16 protein-coding genes are annotated in these 14,815 nt (G+C 72.6%); 11 read left to right on the top strand and 5 right to left on the bottom strand.

The window, feature by feature from the left end; genetic code table 11:
* The first annotated feature begins 143 nt into the window (after positions 1 to 143).
* Complete coding sequence (locus tag DEI83_RS05035; RefSeq protein WP_111080687.1) at positions 144 to 641, top strand: 2'-5' RNA ligase family protein; 498 nt, start codon at positions 144 to 146, stop codon at positions 639 to 641.
* A 90-nt stretch (positions 642 to 731) separates the two neighbouring features.
* Here the strand turns inward: DEI83_RS05035 and DEI83_RS05030 are convergent, their stop codons facing one another.
* The 3 genes from DEI83_RS05030 to DEI83_RS05020 all read right to left on the bottom strand — a co-directional run bounded on the left by DEI83_RS05030 (position 732) and on the right by DEI83_RS05020 (position 3,965).
* Complete coding sequence (locus DEI83_RS05030; protein ID WP_111080686.1) at positions 732 to 1,979, bottom strand: D-arabinono-1,4-lactone oxidase; 1,248 nt, start codon at positions 1,977 to 1,979, stop codon at positions 732 to 734.
* Between the two features lie 98 nt (positions 1,980 to 2,077).
* Complete coding sequence (locus DEI83_RS05025; RefSeq protein WP_258371064.1) at positions 2,078 to 3,568, bottom strand: MDR family MFS transporter; 1,491 nt, start codon at positions 3,566 to 3,568, stop codon at positions 2,078 to 2,080.
* A gap of 112 nt (positions 3,569 to 3,680) precedes the next feature.
* Positions 3,681 to 3,965, bottom strand: a complete 285-nt coding sequence (locus DEI83_RS05020; RefSeq protein ID WP_111080684.1) for an acylphosphatase — start codon at positions 3,963 to 3,965, stop codon at positions 3,681 to 3,683.
* Between the two features lie 103 nt (positions 3,966 to 4,068).
* Here DEI83_RS05020 and DEI83_RS05015 point away from each other — a divergent pair, with 103 nt between their 5' ends.
* From DEI83_RS05015 to DEI83_RS04990, 6 genes are all read left to right on the top strand, one after another.
* Positions 4,069 to 4,815 carry an NUDIX domain-containing protein gene (locus DEI83_RS05015; protein WP_181431073.1) on the top strand — a complete coding sequence of 249 codons (747 nt, stop codon included), beginning with the start codon at positions 4,069 to 4,071 and terminating at the stop codon, positions 4,813 to 4,815.
* Positions 4,816 to 4,829: 14 nt separating this feature from the next.
* A complete protein-coding gene (gene nadA / locus DEI83_RS05010; protein ID WP_375334648.1) occupies positions 4,830 to 6,116 on the top strand; it encodes a quinolinate synthase NadA in 1,287 nt (428 codons plus the stop codon).
* On the top strand, positions 6,116 to 7,786 hold the full coding sequence (locus DEI83_RS05005; protein WP_111080681.1) for an L-aspartate oxidase: 1,671 nt from the start codon (positions 6,116 to 6,118) through the stop codon (positions 7,784 to 7,786). The genes nadA and DEI83_RS05005 overlap by 1 nt, the downstream gene beginning before the upstream one ends.
* Entirely contained in the window at positions 7,783 to 8,724 is a 942-nt protein-coding gene (gene nadC / locus DEI83_RS05000) for a carboxylating nicotinate-nucleotide diphosphorylase (protein WP_111080680.1), read from the top strand. Before DEI83_RS05005 ends, nadC begins: the two co-directional genes overlap by 4 nt.
* Positions 8,725 to 8,728: 4 nt before the next feature.
* Complete coding sequence (locus DEI83_RS04995) at positions 8,729 to 9,868, top strand: cysteine desulfurase family protein (RefSeq protein WP_111080679.1); 1,140 nt, start codon at positions 8,729 to 8,731, stop codon at positions 9,866 to 9,868.
* A gap of 82 nt (positions 9,869 to 9,950) precedes the next feature.
* Entirely contained in the window at positions 9,951 to 10,214 is a 264-nt protein-coding gene (locus DEI83_RS04990) for a hypothetical protein (RefSeq protein ID WP_111080678.1), read from the top strand.
* Between the two features lie 188 nt (positions 10,215 to 10,402).
* On the opposite strand, the gene DEI83_RS04985 is transcribed toward DEI83_RS04990, so the two are convergent.
* Positions 10,403 to 10,867 carry an MSMEG_6728 family protein gene (locus DEI83_RS04985; RefSeq protein WP_111080677.1) on the bottom strand — a complete coding sequence of 155 codons (465 nt, stop codon included), beginning with the start codon at positions 10,865 to 10,867 and terminating at the stop codon, positions 10,403 to 10,405.
* Between the two features lie 87 nt (positions 10,868 to 10,954).
* Here DEI83_RS04985 and DEI83_RS04980 point away from each other — a divergent pair, with 87 nt between their 5' ends.
* The gene (locus tag DEI83_RS04980; RefSeq protein WP_111080707.1) at positions 10,955 to 11,551 is read left to right on the top strand and encodes an NAD(P)H-dependent oxidoreductase; all 597 of its coding nucleotides are present in this window, start codon (positions 10,955 to 10,957) and stop codon (positions 11,549 to 11,551) included.
* A 34-nt stretch (positions 11,552 to 11,585) separates the two neighbouring features.
* On the opposite strand, the gene aroQ is transcribed toward DEI83_RS04980, so the two are convergent.
* Positions 11,586 to 12,020, bottom strand: coding sequence for a type II 3-dehydroquinate dehydratase (gene aroQ, locus DEI83_RS04975; protein WP_111080676.1), 435 nt, complete (start codon positions 12,018 to 12,020; stop codon positions 11,586 to 11,588).
* A gap of 138 nt (positions 12,021 to 12,158) precedes the next feature.
* Here aroQ and DEI83_RS04970 point away from each other — a divergent pair, with 138 nt between their 5' ends.
* The 3 genes from DEI83_RS04970 to DEI83_RS04960 all read left to right on the top strand — a co-directional run bounded on the left by DEI83_RS04970 (position 12,159) and on the right by DEI83_RS04960 (position 14,747).
* Positions 12,159 to 13,829 carry a sodium:solute symporter family protein gene (locus DEI83_RS04970; protein WP_111080675.1) on the top strand — a complete coding sequence of 557 codons (1,671 nt, stop codon included), beginning with the start codon at positions 12,159 to 12,161 and terminating at the stop codon, positions 13,827 to 13,829.
* A gap of 26 nt (positions 13,830 to 13,855) precedes the next feature.
* Positions 13,856 to 14,179, top strand: a complete 324-nt coding sequence (locus DEI83_RS04965) for a hypothetical protein (RefSeq protein ID WP_181431072.1) — start codon at positions 13,856 to 13,858, stop codon at positions 14,177 to 14,179.
* 163 nt (positions 14,180 to 14,342) lie between these two features.
* On the top strand, positions 14,343 to 14,747 hold the full coding sequence (locus DEI83_RS04960) for a VOC family protein (RefSeq protein ID WP_111080674.1): 405 nt from the start codon (positions 14,343 to 14,345) through the stop codon (positions 14,745 to 14,747).
* Positions 14,748 to 14,815: the final 68 nt, after the last annotated feature.

Here is a 14,815-nt window from a genome sequence, read left to right as displayed (position 1 = left end):
GATGGAAAAAGGGGGGGGGGGGGGGGGGGGGGGGGGGGGGGGGTGAGCAGCGGGGACACCACGAGTGTGCACGGCGACGCGGACGGGGTCGATTCGCGTTCCGCCGTGTTACGAGCGACGCCGTCACCGGGCAGGCTCGGAGCGTGCGCAGCATCGAACTCGTCCTCGACCCGGCCGCCGAACGGGCGGTCCGCGGCGCCTGGGGAGCGCTCGTCACCGCCGACCTGCCGAGCATGGGCCGGCACACCTCGGACACGAACGCGCCGCACGTCACCCTGACGGCGGGCGAGGCCCTGCCCGTCCCGACCGCCTTCGACGCCCCGTTGCCGGCGACCGTCCGGCCCGCCGGGCTCCTGCTGTTCCCCGCCGGTCCGGGTCGGCACGTGCTCGGGGTCGGCATCGTGGTCGACCGGGCGCTCGCCGCCTTCCACGAGGCCGTGCACCGAGCGGCTCCCGGTGGTGTCGACACCGCACTGCCCGGCCGCTGGGTGCCGCACCTGACGCTCGCCCGTCGGCCGCGCGACGTCGACCTCCCGCGGATGCTCGAGGTGCTCGCGGCCGTGCCGTTGCCCGAGGAGCTCGGGGTCGCCGGCGTGCGGCACTGGGACGGCGAGACGAAGACGGTCACCCCGCTCGGCTGACGCGCTCGGACGGCGGCGGGACGCGGGGAACGGTCGTGATGGTCGTGACGGTCGTGCCGGGAGCGCCCCGGGCCTCCCGGGAGGCCCGCATCAGGTCCCGAGCACCCGCTCACCGAACGCGGACGCGAACTTCCGGTCCGGGTCGCGCTCCGCGACGAGGGCGCGGAAGTCCGGCAGCCGCGGGTACAGGGCCGCGATCGCCGCGCCGTCCAGGGAGCTCATCTTGCCCCAGTGCGGACGGCCGCCGAACGGGGCGAGCCGGGCCTCCAGGTCGGGGAGCAGGGCCGCGACCTCGTCCGGGTGCTTCCGCCAGGTGAAGGCGATGCAGAGCGCGTCCTCGCCCTGTGTCGGGCTGAGCCAGAGGTCGTCGGCAGCCATCGTCCGCAGTTCGCACACGTGCAGGTGCGGCCGGAACCGGTCGGCGAGTCCACGGAGCGCGTCGAGGGCGGCGGCCGCGTGCCGGAGCGGGACGAAGTGCTCGCTCTGCACCTCGGACCCGACCGAGGGGACCGCCTCGATCGGGAAGTGCGGCAGCCGGTCCCACCACGGACCCACCGAACCGTCGCGGGCGGTGTGGTGCCCGTCGCCGGGCGTGCCGGGCAGGCGGGGTGCGCCGCGGAGGTCCGTGGGCACCTCGACGTCGCCGGCGTCGTCCGGCACGCGGGACTTCACGAGCACCTCGGACACGGCGTCACCGAACCGTGTGAACGCGCAGACGGAGTAGCCGGCCGCGAACACCTCGTCGACGCCCGCGGTGAACGTGTCCCAGCCGATCGGGCCGTACGTGTCCTGCCGCATCCGGTAGGTGGGCTGTACGTCGACCGTGACGCGCGTGACGATGCCGAGCAGGCCGAGGTGGATCGCGGCCCCCGACAGCGCCGGGTCGCCGCGGCGGACGGTGCTCGTCGTGCCGTCCGGTCCGATGACCTCGAGCGCGGCCACGGCGGTGCTGAGCGACCCGAGCGTCGTGCCCGAGCCGTGCGTGCCGGTGGCGATCGCGCCGCCGAGCGAGATGTGGGGGAGCGAGCCCTCGTTGTAGAGCGCGACCCCGGCGGCGTCGAGGTCGGGGGCGACGAGGCCGTACCGGGTGCCGGCGCCCATCGTCGCGGTGCTCCGGTCCCGGGCGACGACGAGGTCGGTCGGCACGGCGGTGAGGTCGAGCAGGACGCCGGAGGTGTCGGCGACGTCGTTGAACGAGTGGCGGGTGCCGAGCCCGTGGATGCGGGGCGCCCGGGCCACGGTGTCGGCGACCTGGTCGAGCGACGCCGGGCGGAGGACCCGCTCGGCCGTGTAGGTGACCGTGCCGGACCAGTTCAGCTCGCTCGTCGTCGACCGCATGCGCCCACGATGCCACGGCCCGGGAACGACCGACGCGTCCCGTCGGGCGACGGGGCGCGTCGGTCGGACCGCGGGGCGGTACGTCGTGCGTCGGCGCGTCAGTGCACGGCGGGCGCGGGTGCACCCTCCGGCGTGACCGGCTTCCGGACCATCGACGAGGCGAGGATGCCGAACAGCGAGATCACCGCACCGACGAGGAACGCCGAGTGCACGCCGGAGGCCGTGGCCCGCGCGGTGGCCTCAGCAGCGGTCAGCCCGTCGCCGCCGACGGCGGCGGTGGTCGCGCCGATGGTCAGCAGCGTGACGAACAAGGCCGTCCCGGCGGCACCGGCCAGCTGCTGCGCCGTGCCGAGCACGGCGCTGCCGTGCGAGTAGAGGCGCGGGGGCAGTCCGCCGAGCGCCGAGGTGAACAGCGGCGTGAAGGTCAGCGCCAGGCCGAGGCTCAGCACGACGTGGGCACCGAGCACGAACCAGACGCTCGTGTCCACCGTGACCGTCGAGAGCGCCCAGAGCACACCGCTGATGATGATCGAGCCCGGGATGAGCAGGACGCGCGGCCCGCGACGGTCGTAGATCCGACCGACGATCGGGGACAGGAGGCCCATGAGCAGGCCGCCGGGGAGGAGCAGGAGCCCGACGTCGAGGACCTCGAGCCCGAGCACGCGCTCGAGGTAGATCGGCAGCAGGATGAGCGTGCCGAACATCGCCATGAAGCTGATCGCCATCGCGACGATCGGGATCGTGAAGCCCTTCGTGCTGAAGGTGCGCAGGTCGAGCAGGGCCGCGTCACGACGCTGCAGGCGGGTCTGCCGCACGATGAAGACCGCGAGGGCGGCGAACCCGACGACGAGCGAACCGACCGGCACGGCCAGACCCGTCGAGCCGGCCTCACCGATGCTCGAGAGGCCGTAGACGATGCCGCCGAACGCGACGGCCGACAGGACGACCGAGGCGACGTCGATCGCCGACTTCCGCGGCGTGGAGACGTTGCGGACCTTCAGCATGCCGAGCACGAGTGCGGCGAGGGCGATGGGGAGCACGAAGCCGAACAGCCAGCGCCACGAGAAGGCGTTGAGGATGAGGCCGGAGATCGTCGGGCCGATGGCCGGGGCGACGGAGATGACGATCGAGATGTTGCCCATCACGCGGCCGCGGTGCGCGGGTTCGATGAGGGTCAGCACGGTGGTCATGAGCAGCGGCATCATGATCGCGGTGCCGCTGGCCTGGACGATGCGCCCGATGAGCAGCATCGTGAAGCCCGGGGCGAGCAGCGCGACGAGCGTGCCGGCGGAGAACAGGCTCATCGCCCAGACGAACACCGGTCGGGTGTCGAAGCGCTGCAGCAGGTAGCCCGTGACCGGGATGACGACCGCCATGGTGAGCAGGAAGCCGGTGGTGAGCCACTGTCCGGTGGCGGCGGTGATGCCGAGGTCGTCCATGAGCCGCGGCAGCGCCACGCCCATGATCGTCTCGTTGAGGATGACGACGAACGCCGAGACGAGCAGCAGTCCGATCACGAGGCGGTTGCCCGCGGGGGAGGACTGCTCGATGCTCCCGGTGCGGGGTGCGGAGTCGACGGCCTGGGTCAAGGGGGCTCCTGGGGGTTCGGGGTGACACGCACCCGTGGCGGACGGGTACCGAGGCTGCAAGGCCCGACGACGCCAGGTCATTCCCGTCCGACCGCGAACGCGGGGTGAACGGTCAGTGCAGGATGCGGAAGCCGTCCTCGTCGCCGTGTGGCACGACCTCGCGCACGGCGACGTCGGTGACGCTCGCCGACGGTGGACCGGACCGGAGCATGACGACCAGCGCGTCGACCGCGGGGGCGGGGCCCTCGGCCTCGACCTCGACGGTGCCGTCGAACAGGTTCCGGGCGTACCCGGCGAGTTCGAGGCCGTCGGCCTTGCGTGCGGTCCACCAGCGGAACCCGACGCCCTGCACCGTCCCGCTCACGACGGCGTGCTTCCTCGTGGTCGTGCTGCCCATGCCGCCGATGCTAGGCGCGGCGTGTTTCCCCGGCGTCACGGCTCGGTTCCGGTCCGGTGACCGCCGTGATACGGTCATCAGTACCCGAACAGTTCGGGTCAGCATGACCCGAACAGCAGCAGGAGCAGCCGTGGACGACACCGGGATCCGGCTCGCGGTGTCCACCGTCATCGTCGCGCTCCGACCGCACCCCGACACCGGAGCCCCGGCGCTGTGGATGCCGCTCGTCCGCCGCGTCACCGAGCCGTTCGAGGGGTCGTGGGCGCTCCCGGGCGGATGGGTGGGTCCGGACGAGGGGCTCGACGACTCCGCGGCGGCACGACTCCGAGAGACGACGAACGTGCAGCCGCGCTACCTCGAGCAGCTCTACGCGTTCGGGGACGTCGGTCGTTCGCCGAGCCGGGTCGTGTCGGTCGTCTACTGGGCGCTCGTCCACCCGGACGAGGCGAGCGTCGTGCCGGACGACTGGAACGTGCGCTGGTTCCTGGCCGACGAGCACCCGCCCCTCGCCTTCGACCACGACCGCATCGTCGAGTACGCCCTCTGGCGGCTGCGGAACAAGATGTCGTACTCCCGGATCGCACAGGCGTTCCTCGGTGACCGGTTCACCCTCGCCGAGCTCCGCGGGGTCTACGAGGCCGTGCTCGGCCGGACACTCGACCCGGCGAACTTCCGGCGGCAGGTCGCGCAGGGCGACGCGGTCCTGCCGACCGACGAGACCACGAGCGGCGGTCGGCACCGGCCGGCCCGGTTGTACCGCTCGAACCCCGACCTGTCGTACGCGGACAACGGCCCGCTGACGACCCCGCGGACCTCCGCGGACCCCACCCCTCCCACCACCGCGCACTGAACGGGGACGTGACCGTGTCCATCGCGACCACCATCGAACTGATCTCGAACGGCCGGGCGGCCGGCACCACCTGCACGCCCGACCTCGCCGCTCCCACCTGGGACTTCGACGCCGTCCCCGGGTACGGCCCCGGCTCGTCGATGTCCGACGTCATCCCGACCTCGGCGCCGCGGCAGGGCGTCCTGCCGGACGAGTACCGGAACGCTCCCGACGACGAGCTGCACGAGCGCATCGAGCGGGCGAAGGCCACCCTCGGGGACCGCGTGGTCGTCCTCGGGCACTTCTACCAGCGGGACGAGGTGGTGCGGCACGCGGACTTCCTCGGCGACTCGTTCCAGCTCGCGAACGCCGCCCTGACCAGGCCGGACGCCGAGGCCATCGTGTTCTGCGGCGTGCACTTCATGGCGGAGACGGCGGACGTCCTGGCGCGGGACGACCAGCGCGTCATCCTGCCGAACCTGGCTGCCGGGTGCTCGATGGCGGACATGGCCGACATCGACAGCGTCGAGGCGGCCTGGGCCGAGCTGACGGCGCTGTACGGCTCGGAGCCGGACGCCGACGGCCGCGTCCCGGTCGTCCCGGTCACGTACATGAACTCCGCCGCCGACCTCAAGGCGTTCTGCGGTCGGAACGGCGGCATCGTCTGCACCTCCTCGAACGCGGCGACGGTGCTCGAGTGGGCGTTCGAGCGGGGGCAGCGCGTGCTGTTCTTCCCGGACCAGCACCTCGGTCGGAACACCGCGAAGGCGATGGGGATCAGCACCGAACGGATGCCGATGTGGAACCCGCGGCTCGCCGGTGGCGGCAACACCGCCGCCGAGCTGCTCGACGCCCAGGTCGTCCTGTGGCACGGTTTCTGCTCGGTGCACCGCCGGTTCACGGTCGAGCAGATCGAGCAGGCCCGGCGCGACGACCCGGACGTCCGGGTGATCGTGCACCCGGAGTGCCCGATGGCCGTGGTGGACGCCGCCGACGTCGCCGGCAGCACCGACCTCATCCGGAAGACCGTCGCCGCCGCCACCGAGCCGACGTCGTTCGCCATCGGCACCGAGATCAACATGGTCAACAGGCTCGCGGCCGAGTACCCGCAGCACACCATCACGTGCCTCGACCCCGTCGTGTGCCCGTGCTCGACCATGTACCGCATCCACCCCGGCTACCTGGCGTGGGTGCTCGAGGCGCTCGTCGACGGTGTCGTGCTCAACGAGATCGTGGTCCCCGCCGACGTCCAGGTCGACGCGAAGGTCGCGCTCGAACGCATGCTCGCCGCGAAGCCCCGTCCACTGGGGACCCGGGCCTGATGCACGTCGTCGTCGTCGGGTCGGGCATCGCCGGCCTGACCGCCGCGATCCGCGCGAGCACCGTGCACGACGTCACCCTCGTCACGAAGGGCGCCCTGACCGACGGCGCCACCGCGTGTGCCCAGGGCGGCATCGCGGTGGCGCTCGGCGCGGACGACACCGCAGCCCTCCACCAGCACGACACGCACGTCGCGGCCGCGGGCACCGCGGACGCCCGGGCCGTCGACGTCCTCTGCACCGACGGCCCGGCGCGGGTGCGCGATCTCCTCGCCCTCGGGGTGCCGTTCGACCGCACCGGGGACGCTGCCGCACTCGACCGGTACGGCGACGACCTCGCCCGGGGGCGGGAGGCCGCGCACGGCCGCTGGCGGGTCCTGCACGCCGACGGGGACGCGACCGGGGCCGCGGTGGAGCGGACGCTCGTCGCCGCCCTCCACCGTCGGCACGTCACCATCCTGGAACGGACCTGCCTGACCGACCTCGTCGTGCGACACGGCCAGGTCGTCGGCGTCGACGTCCTCGACCTGCTCGGCGAACCGCGCCGGATCGACGCGGACGCGGTGCTGCTCGCCTCCGGGGGAGCCGGGCACCTGTACCGCGAGACCACCAACCCGCTCGTCGCGACCGGGGACGGGGCGGCCGCGGCCTGGCGGGCCGGCGCCGTGCTCGTCGACCTCGAGTTCGTCCAGTTCCACCCGACCCGTCTGGCCGTGCCCGGCGGCGGGCTCGTCTCCGAGGCGGTCCGCGGCGAGGGTGCCGTCCTGCGGGACGAGCGCGGGCACCGGTTCATGCGCGACGTGCACCCGGACGCCGAGCTCGCCCCGCGGGACGTCGTCGCCCGGGGGATCGCGAGCGCCATGCGCGACCAGGGCGGCCGACCCGTGCTCCTCGACGCCACCGGTCTCGACCCCGCCTTCCTGCTCGGCCGGTTCCCCGGTCTCACCCGGGCGACCCGGGCGGCGGGTGTCGACTGGACGCGGGAGGGCGTCCCCGTCGCCCCCGCAGCGCACTACGCGATGGGCGGCGTCGCGACCGACACCGAAGGACGGACGAGCCTACCCGGGCTGTCCGCCGTCGGCGAGGTGGCCTGCACCGGCGTGCACGGCGCGAACCGTCTCGCCTCGAACTCGCTGCTCGAGGGCCTCGTGTTCGCCGTCCGCGCCGCCGACGCGCTCGGTTCCGCGCGGCCCGGCACGCTCCGGTTGCGGGGGGACGCGGCGCTCGTGCCCACGGTGGTGACCGGCGTGGCGGACGTCGGGCGGGGCTCCCGTCCGACCGACGACGTGCGCGGGGCGGACCGGGACCGGCCGGGAGGCCCGGACCGGCTCCGCCCTGACACCGTCGTCCGCCCCGTGGTCCAGTCCGTCATGACCGAGCACGTCGGGCTGCTCCGCGACGCCGACGGACTCGCCACGGCCAGGCGCGCGCTCGACGCACCGTCGACCCCGGCACCGGCGACCGTCCGCGCTGCCGAGGACCGGGCGCTGCTCGACCTGGCACGCGTCACCGTGCTCGCCGCCGACGCCCGGACCGAGTCCCGCGGTGCCCACGCCCGGACCGACCACCCCGACACCGACCCGTCCGCGCCGGCGACGACCGCCTGGGTGCGGGCCCGACCGGCCGACCCCCTCGGCGCTCCGTCCGCCGTCCTGCAGGAGGCACTCGCATGACCACTCGAACCACCACCGCCGCCGCCGCGACCGGCGCGGACGTCACCGGCGCTGCCGGGCCCGCCGTCCTCGACCCGGGGACCGTCCCGCCGCACGCGCTCCGGCGGGTGATCGAGACCGCGCTCGAGGAGGACGCGCCCTGGGGTGACGTCACGAGCGAGACGCTCATCCCCGCCGCGGCGACCGCCACCGCGACCCTCGCGGCACGGGAGCCGGGGGTGCTCGCCGGCGGCGAGGTCTTCGTGGCCGTGATGCACGCCGTCGATCCCGGGCTCGTCGTGTCCGTGGCGCTCCGGGACGGCGCGGTGTTCGCCGCGGGGGACGTCATCGCGAGCGTCACCGGCTCCGCGCGGTCCGTGCTCCGCGCCGAACGGGTCGCGCTCAACCTCGTGCAGCGGATGTCGGGCATCGCGACCCTCACCGCCCGGTACGTCGCCGCCGTCGCCGGTACCGGCGCCCGGATCGTCGACACCCGGAAGACCACGCCCGGCCTCCGTGCCCTCGAACGGCACGCGGTGCGCTGCGGCGGCGGCCACAACCACCGCACGTCACTGTCCGACGCGGTGCTCGCGAAGGACAACCACCTCGCGGTGCTCCTCGCCGAGGGCGTGGGCATCGGGGACGCGATCCGGACCGCCCGGCAGCGCCTCGGCCACACGGTGCACCTCGAGGTCGAGGTGGACCGGATCGACCAGATCGAACCCGTCGTCGGCGCGGGTGTCGACACCGTCATGCTCGACAACTTCACGGTCCCGATGCTCGAGGAGGGCGTGGCCCTCGTGGCGGGCCGGGCGCTCGTCGAGGCCTCGGGCGGGGTCTCGCTCGACACGGTGGCCGCGATCGCCGCCACGGGGGTCGACATCGTGTCCGTCGGCGCCCTCACCCACTCGGCGCGGGCGCTCGACCTCGGGCTCGACGTCGACGTCCGTCCGGCCTGACGCCGTGTTCTACCTCGACCGTGCCGCGACGACGCCGGTCCGCCGCGAGGTCCTCGAGGCGATGTGGCCCTACCTGACGGGGACCTTCGGCAACCCCTCGTCCACGCACGAGGTCGGTGACGCCGCGGCACGCGGTCTCGCAGCCGCGCGGTCGGTCGTCGCCGGGGCCCTCGGCGCTCGCCCGGGCGAGGTCGTCTTCACGAGCGGCGGCACCGAGGGGGCCAACACGGCGGTCAAGGGCATCGCGCTCGCCGCGCCCCGCGGACGGCACGTCGTGACGAGTGCGATCGAGCACGATGCCGTCCTCGAGAGCTGCCGGTACCTCGAACGGCACCACGGCTTCTCCCTCACGGTGCTGCCGGTCACGCCGGACGGCACCGTCACACCCGAGGCCCTGCGCGCCGCCCTCCGGCCGGACACGACACTCGTCTCGGTCGCGCACGCCGACAACGAGATCGGCACGGTGCAGGACGTCCGGGCGCTCGCCGAGGTCGCCCACGCCGTCGGGGCGCGCTTCCACACCGACGCCGTGCAGTCCGCACCGTGGTCGCCGGTCGGGCTCGACGTGCTCGGGGTCGACGCGGTGTCCGTCTCGGGACACAAGCTCGGCGCGACGAAGGGGACCGGCGCGCTCGCGGTCCGGGCCGGGGTCGCGCTCGAACCCCTGCTGCACGGTGGTGGGCAGGAACGCGGCCGGCGCTCGGGGACCGAGGACGTCGCGGGGGCCGTGGGCCTGGCTGCGGCCTGGGGGAGCCTCCTCGCGGGGCGCGACGCCGCCGCTGCGCAGGCCACCGCGGTCCGCGAGATCGTGGTCGCCGGCGTGCTCGCCCGGGTCCCGGGAGCCGTGCTCACCGGGTCGCGGGACCGTCGCCTGCCCGGCCACGCCTCGTTCTGCTTCCCCGGCGTGCACGGCGAGACGGTGCTGCTCGAGCTCGAACGGCGTGACGTCGTCTCGTCGTCGGGGAGCGCCTGTGCCGCGGGGAGCACCGAGGCCTCGCACGTGCTCACGGCGCTGGGCCTCCCGGAGGACGTGGCCCGCTCGGCCGTCCGCCTCACCTTCGACGAGACGCTCTCCGGCGACGACGCCGACCAGGTCGTCGACGCCGTCGTGACGGCCGTGGCAACGGTGCGCGCCCTCGCATGAGTGGGTGTACTAGACGTTCTACTCCAGGTCTGGGGCCGTGTCCCCCCTTCTGCGGACAGGCGGTGTCGGACAGAGTGGGGACATGGCGAACGCGACGACCCGACCGGTGACGCAGGACGACCGCTTCCGCGCGGTGCAGCTCCTGCCCGCGCCGGCCACCGTCCTCGCGCTCGCCGTCGGTGCCGGGCACGGCCTCGACGCGGTGCCCCTCGGGGTCGTCGCGGTCGTCGGTGCCCTCGCCACGCTCGCGAGCGCCCTGTTGCCCGCGCACCTCGCCCGGGTCGCGCGGTCGATGCCGGCACCGACGGAGTCCGACCGGTACCGGGAGGGTCGACTCCACCCCTGACGCCATGAGTCCTGCACCGCCGTCCGCGGCGGTGCGCCGGACCGGACGCACCCCCTGATGCGCGTCCGGCCGGGGCGCCGGTCCCTGCCGTGCCGTCCCGGAACGACCGGGCCCGCTGCGGATCCGGGACGATCGACCCCTGAACGATCGCTCCCGTTCCCCTGAGATCCGCGGCGGGCTCGGGCTCGTCAGGCCGAAGCTCGGTGCTCCACCGTGCCGGGCCAGTGGTACTCGAGGTCGTCCGGCACGTCGGGGAACAGCGGACGGTAGTGCTCGGGCGCCTTCTGCACGAGCTTCGACCGGTGCGACAGGTGCACCCGCTCGTCGGTGTTCCAGGACGGGACCTCGTAGTCGCCGCGCTCGTACGCCACCAGGTCCTCGGGGACGAGGGCCAGGTCGGCGAGGGTCTTCTCGAGGCAGGTGTCCGCGTGGCCCCGTTCGAGCCAGACCCGGCACGTCGCGTCCTGGTAGGCCATCAGTGCGGGCCGGAAGCCGCGCCACATCGCCGTCACGGGGTGGTGCTGCCAGCCGTAGTCCGGCAGCGTCAGGGCCCGCATGACCTGCAGCGTCTCGACCCGTTGCTTCCCGAGGCGCTTGTCGTCGAGCACCTCGGCGGAGGCGCGGAAGTCGGCGTACGGCAGGAAGGTCTGCATGCGCCGGACGGTACGCCGACCGGTTGGGAGCGACACATGTCGTCACATCGCGACCGGTCTCGGGACGCGCGTGTGAGCATCGAGCGCATGAGCGGAACCCTCGTCGTCGGAGTCAGTGGCAGCCCCTCGGACCCGTCCCGGACCTCGACGCTGGTCGGGGCGACGGTGCAGCGTCTGGCGGCCGAACTGCCGGACGCCGACGCCGTGACGGTCGAGATCGGGCCGCTCCTGGCCGACCTCGGCGCCGCGGCCGGGCGGGAGCAGATGTCCGCGGCGACGCAGGCCGCACTCGCAGCGGTCGAGGCGGCGGACGTCCTGGTCGTGGGGAGTCCGGCGTTCCGGGCCGCCTACTCGGGTGCGTTCAAGCTCTTCTTCGACTGGGTCGGCCAGTACGACCTCGTCGACACCCCGGTCCTGCTCACCGCGACCGGGGGCAGCGACCGGCACGCGCTCCTCGTCGAGCACCAGATGCGCCCGCTGTTCGGGTTCTTCCAGTCGACGACGCTCCCGCTCGCGGTGTTCGGGAACGAGCGCGACTTCACGAAGCGGGCCGGCGGGTACGACATCTCCAGCGTCGACCTCGAGCTGCGGATCGACCAGGCGGTCCGTCGGGCGCTGCCCATCATCCGCGGCGGGTTCGTGGCGGCGGGCGTCGAGGACGTGCGGCGGCCCGCGGACTTCTGACGGGCCTCCCGGGACGGAACGGGGCGGGACCGGGTCAGCCGCGCAGCAGCGTGGCGACGTGTGCGACGGCCAGGCGGTACCCGTCCGCACCCGCACCGGCGATCACCGCGGTGGCGGCGGTGGCGACGTGGTCGACGTGCCGGAACGGCTCGCGCTTCCACGTGTTCGACAGGTGCACCTCGACGACGGGGACGCTGAGCGCCTCGACGGCGTCGTGCAGCGCGACCGAGGTGTGGGCGTACGCAGCGGGGTTGATGACGACGCCCGCGAAGTCGTCGAGCGCCTCGTGCAGCCACTCGACGAGCTCGCCCTCGCGGTTGCTCTGTCGGAAGTCGGCCTCGAGCTCGTGCACCGCGGCCTCGGTGTGGACGATCGCCTCGATCTCGGCGAGCGTCACCGTGCCGTACTGCTCCGGGTCGCGACGGCCGAGGATGTCCAGGTTCGGGCCGTTGAGGACGAGGATGCGCATGGTCCGAGCCTAGCGAGGGGTCGGGATCCGAGCGCGAGCACGATGCATACCGCGGCTATGTGAACGGTCACATCGCGTGTAACGTCTTCGTCCGGGTCGGCACGGTTGTCGACTGCAACACATCGACGGAGAGTGTGAATGGTTCTCGCGGCAGCGAACAGCGGGATCCGGCTCGACTTGGGCTGGGTCGACTACTTGATGATCCTCGTGTACTTCGGGGTGGTCATCTGGATCGGGTTCACGGCTCGGCGGCAGGTCCGCACGAGCATGGACTTCTTCCTCTCGGGCAGGTCCATGCCCGCGTGGATCACGGGCCTGGCGTTCGTGTCCGCGAACCTCGGCGCGACCGAGATCCTCGGCATGGCCGCGAACGGCGCCCAGATCGGCATGGCGACGCTGCACTACTACCTCATCGGTGCCGTGCCCGCGATGGTCTTCCTCGGCCTCGTGATGATGCCCTTCTACTACGGCTCGAAGGTCCGCAGCGTGCCGGAGTTCATGCTCCGCCGCTTCGGCAAGGCCCCGCACCTGGTGAACTCGATCGCGTTCGCGGTGTCGAACGTCCTCATCGCGGGCATCAACCTCTACGCGATGGCGATCGTCATCGAGGCGATGCTCGGCTGGCCGGAGTGGCTCGCCATCATCGTGTCGGCCGGCTTCGTGCTCGCCTACATCACCCTCGGCGGGCTCTCGAGCGCGATCTACAACGAGGTCATGCAGTTCTTCGTGATCCTCGCCGGGCTCATCCCGCTGACGATCGTCGGTCTCCACCGGGTCGGTGGCTGGAGCGGCCTCACCGAGGCGATCAAGGAGACCCAGGGCGTGCAGCACCTGCAGACCTGGGCCGGCACCGGCATCGGCGACGTGACGAACCCGATCGGGGCGAACTGGCTCGCGATCGTGCTCGGCCTCGGCTTCGTGCTCTCGTTCGGCTACTGGACGACGAACTTCACCGAGGTGCAGCGTGCGTTCTCGGCCAAGAACATGTCCGCTGCCCGGCGCACCCCGCTCATCGCCGCGATCCCGAAGCTGTTCATCCCGTTCATCGTCGTCGTTCCCGGCCTCATCGCCGCCGCCGTCGTGGGCAACCAGTTCGCCGACGGGACCCTGACCTACAACGACGCGATCCCGAAGCTCATCCAGATGTACCTGCCGACCGGCGTCCTCGGTGTCGCCGTCACGGGCCTCCTGGCGTCCTTCATGGCCGGCATGGCCGCGAACGTGTCGAGCTTCAACACGGTGTTCACCTACGACATCTGGCAGCGCTACATCAAGCCGGCCATGCCGGACGTGCACTACCTCAAGACCGGTCGCTGGGTCACCGTCGTGGGCGTCGTCGTCGGCGTCGGCACGGCGTTCCTCGCCGCCCAGGCCGGCAACATCATGACCTACATGCAGACGCTGTTCTCGTTCTTCAACGCACCGCTGTTCGGCGTCTTCATCCTCGGTCTGCTCTGGAAGCGGATGACCACGCAGGGCGCACTGTGGGGCTACGTGCTCGGCATCATCACGCCGACCATCACCTGGATCGCGTACCTGGTGGACCCGGACCTGTTCTCGACCGCCACGGCCGAGACGATGTACGGCGCGATCATCTCGTTCGTGACGGTCATCGTCGTCGCCGTCGCGGTGTCGATGTTCACCAAGCCCAAGGACGTCTCGGAGCTCGGCGGCCTGGTCTACGGCATCGGCAAGATCGACATGACGGCGGGGGCCGTCGCCACCGACACGGCCTGGTACCGCTCGCCGGCGCTGCTCGGCACGGTCGCGCTCGTGCTCTGTGTCGCCCTCTACCTGCCGTTCCTCTGATCGACGTCCACTGAAGGAGAACCCTCATGAGTGACACCACCCTCACCGAGGAGCAGAAGGCCGAACTCGTCCGGTCCACGCGCCGCCTCGACCTGCGCCGCATCCTCGGCGGACTGTTCGTCCTGTACGGCGTCATCACGACGATCGTCGGGATCGTGCACTGGGACACCGACCCCGAGAAGACCGGCGGCATCCACATCAACCTGTGGGTCGGACTCGCGATGCTCGCGGGCGGCCTGCTGTTCTTCCTCTGGGACCGCCTCGCCCCGGTGCCGGCCGAGGACATCGTCGGACAGGCCGAGGCGGAGGCGCACCAGCGCGCCGCCGGCGAAGGCCGCGACCTGGCGTAGACAGGTGGGTCGCCCCGGCGACGCACGACGGACGGGAGGCCCGGTACCAGCTGGTACCGGGCCTCCCGTCCGTCGTCCCTCGGGCGGGGACGTCGGTTCCGCCACGGAACGGTTGCGCCGGCGCGGTCCGGGGTCCAGGTTGGTCACGACGAAGGGACCCCACATGTCGACCATGGTGTTCATCAACCTGCCGGTGTCCGACCTGGAGCGGGCGACCGCGTTCTACCGGGCGCTCGGCTACCCGCTCAACCCGGTGTTCAGTGACGACACCGCCTCGAGCATCGTCATCAGCGACACCGTCTCCGTGATGCTCCTGACGCACGCGAAGTTCTCCGAGTTCACCGACAAGGCGATCGCCGGACCGGACACGATCGAGGTCATCAACTCCCTCAGCGCCGAGACCAAGGACGAGGTGCACCGGATCGTGGACGCCGCGGTCGGGGCCGGCGGCACCGAGGACCGGCCGGAGATGGACCTCGGCACCATGTTCCAGCGGAGCTTCGTCGACCTCGACGGCCACCGCTGGGAGTACGTGTGGATGGACCCCGCCGCCGCGGAGGAGGGCTGACCCTCCCGCGGAACGCGACCCCGGCGGCGTCGCGCGACGGAGTACCGCTGCGAGCACGTGCCGGGGTC

This window comes from Curtobacterium sp. MCBD17_021 (assembly GCF_003234525.1).
In the GTDB taxonomy this organism is placed as follows: Bacteria; Actinomycetota; Actinomycetes; order Actinomycetales; family Microbacteriaceae; genus Curtobacterium.
This window is presented reverse-complemented; position numbering and strand designations above follow the sequence as displayed.

Coding starts and splice junctions, on each gene's coding strand:
- DEI83_RS05030 (WP_111080686.1), bottom strand. CDS start 1,979: ATGCGGTCGACGACGAGCGAGCTGAACTGGTCCGGCACGGTCACCTAC.
- DEI83_RS05020 (WP_111080684.1), bottom strand. CDS start 3,965: ATGGGCAGCACGACCACGAGGAAGCACGCCGTCGTGAGCGGGACGGTG.
- DEI83_RS05015 (WP_181431073.1), top strand. CDS start 4,069: ATGACCCGAACAGCAGCAGGAGCAGCCGTGGACGACACCGGGATCCGG.
- DEI83_RS05005 (WP_111080681.1), top strand. CDS start 6,116: ATGCACGTCGTCGTCGTCGGGTCGGGCATCGCCGGCCTGACCGCCGCG.
- nadC (WP_111080680.1), top strand. CDS start 7,783: ATGACCACTCGAACCACCACCGCCGCCGCCGCGACCGGCGCGGACGTC.
- DEI83_RS04990 (WP_111080678.1), top strand. CDS start 9,951: ATGGCGAACGCGACGACCCGACCGGTGACGCAGGACGACCGCTTCCGC.
- DEI83_RS04985 (WP_111080677.1), bottom strand. CDS start 10,867: ATGCAGACCTTCCTGCCGTACGCCGACTTCCGCGCCTCCGCCGAGGTG.
- DEI83_RS04980 (WP_111080707.1), top strand. CDS start 10,955: ATGAGCGGAACCCTCGTCGTCGGAGTCAGTGGCAGCCCCTCGGACCCG.
- aroQ (WP_111080676.1), bottom strand. CDS start 12,020: ATGCGCATCCTCGTCCTCAACGGCCCGAACCTGGACATCCTCGGCCGT.
- DEI83_RS04970 (WP_111080675.1), top strand. CDS start 12,159: ATGGTTCTCGCGGCAGCGAACAGCGGGATCCGGCTCGACTTGGGCTGG.
- DEI83_RS04965 (WP_181431072.1), top strand. CDS start 13,856: ATGAGTGACACCACCCTCACCGAGGAGCAGAAGGCCGAACTCGTCCGG.
- DEI83_RS04960 (WP_111080674.1), top strand. CDS start 14,343: ATGTCGACCATGGTGTTCATCAACCTGCCGGTGTCCGACCTGGAGCGG.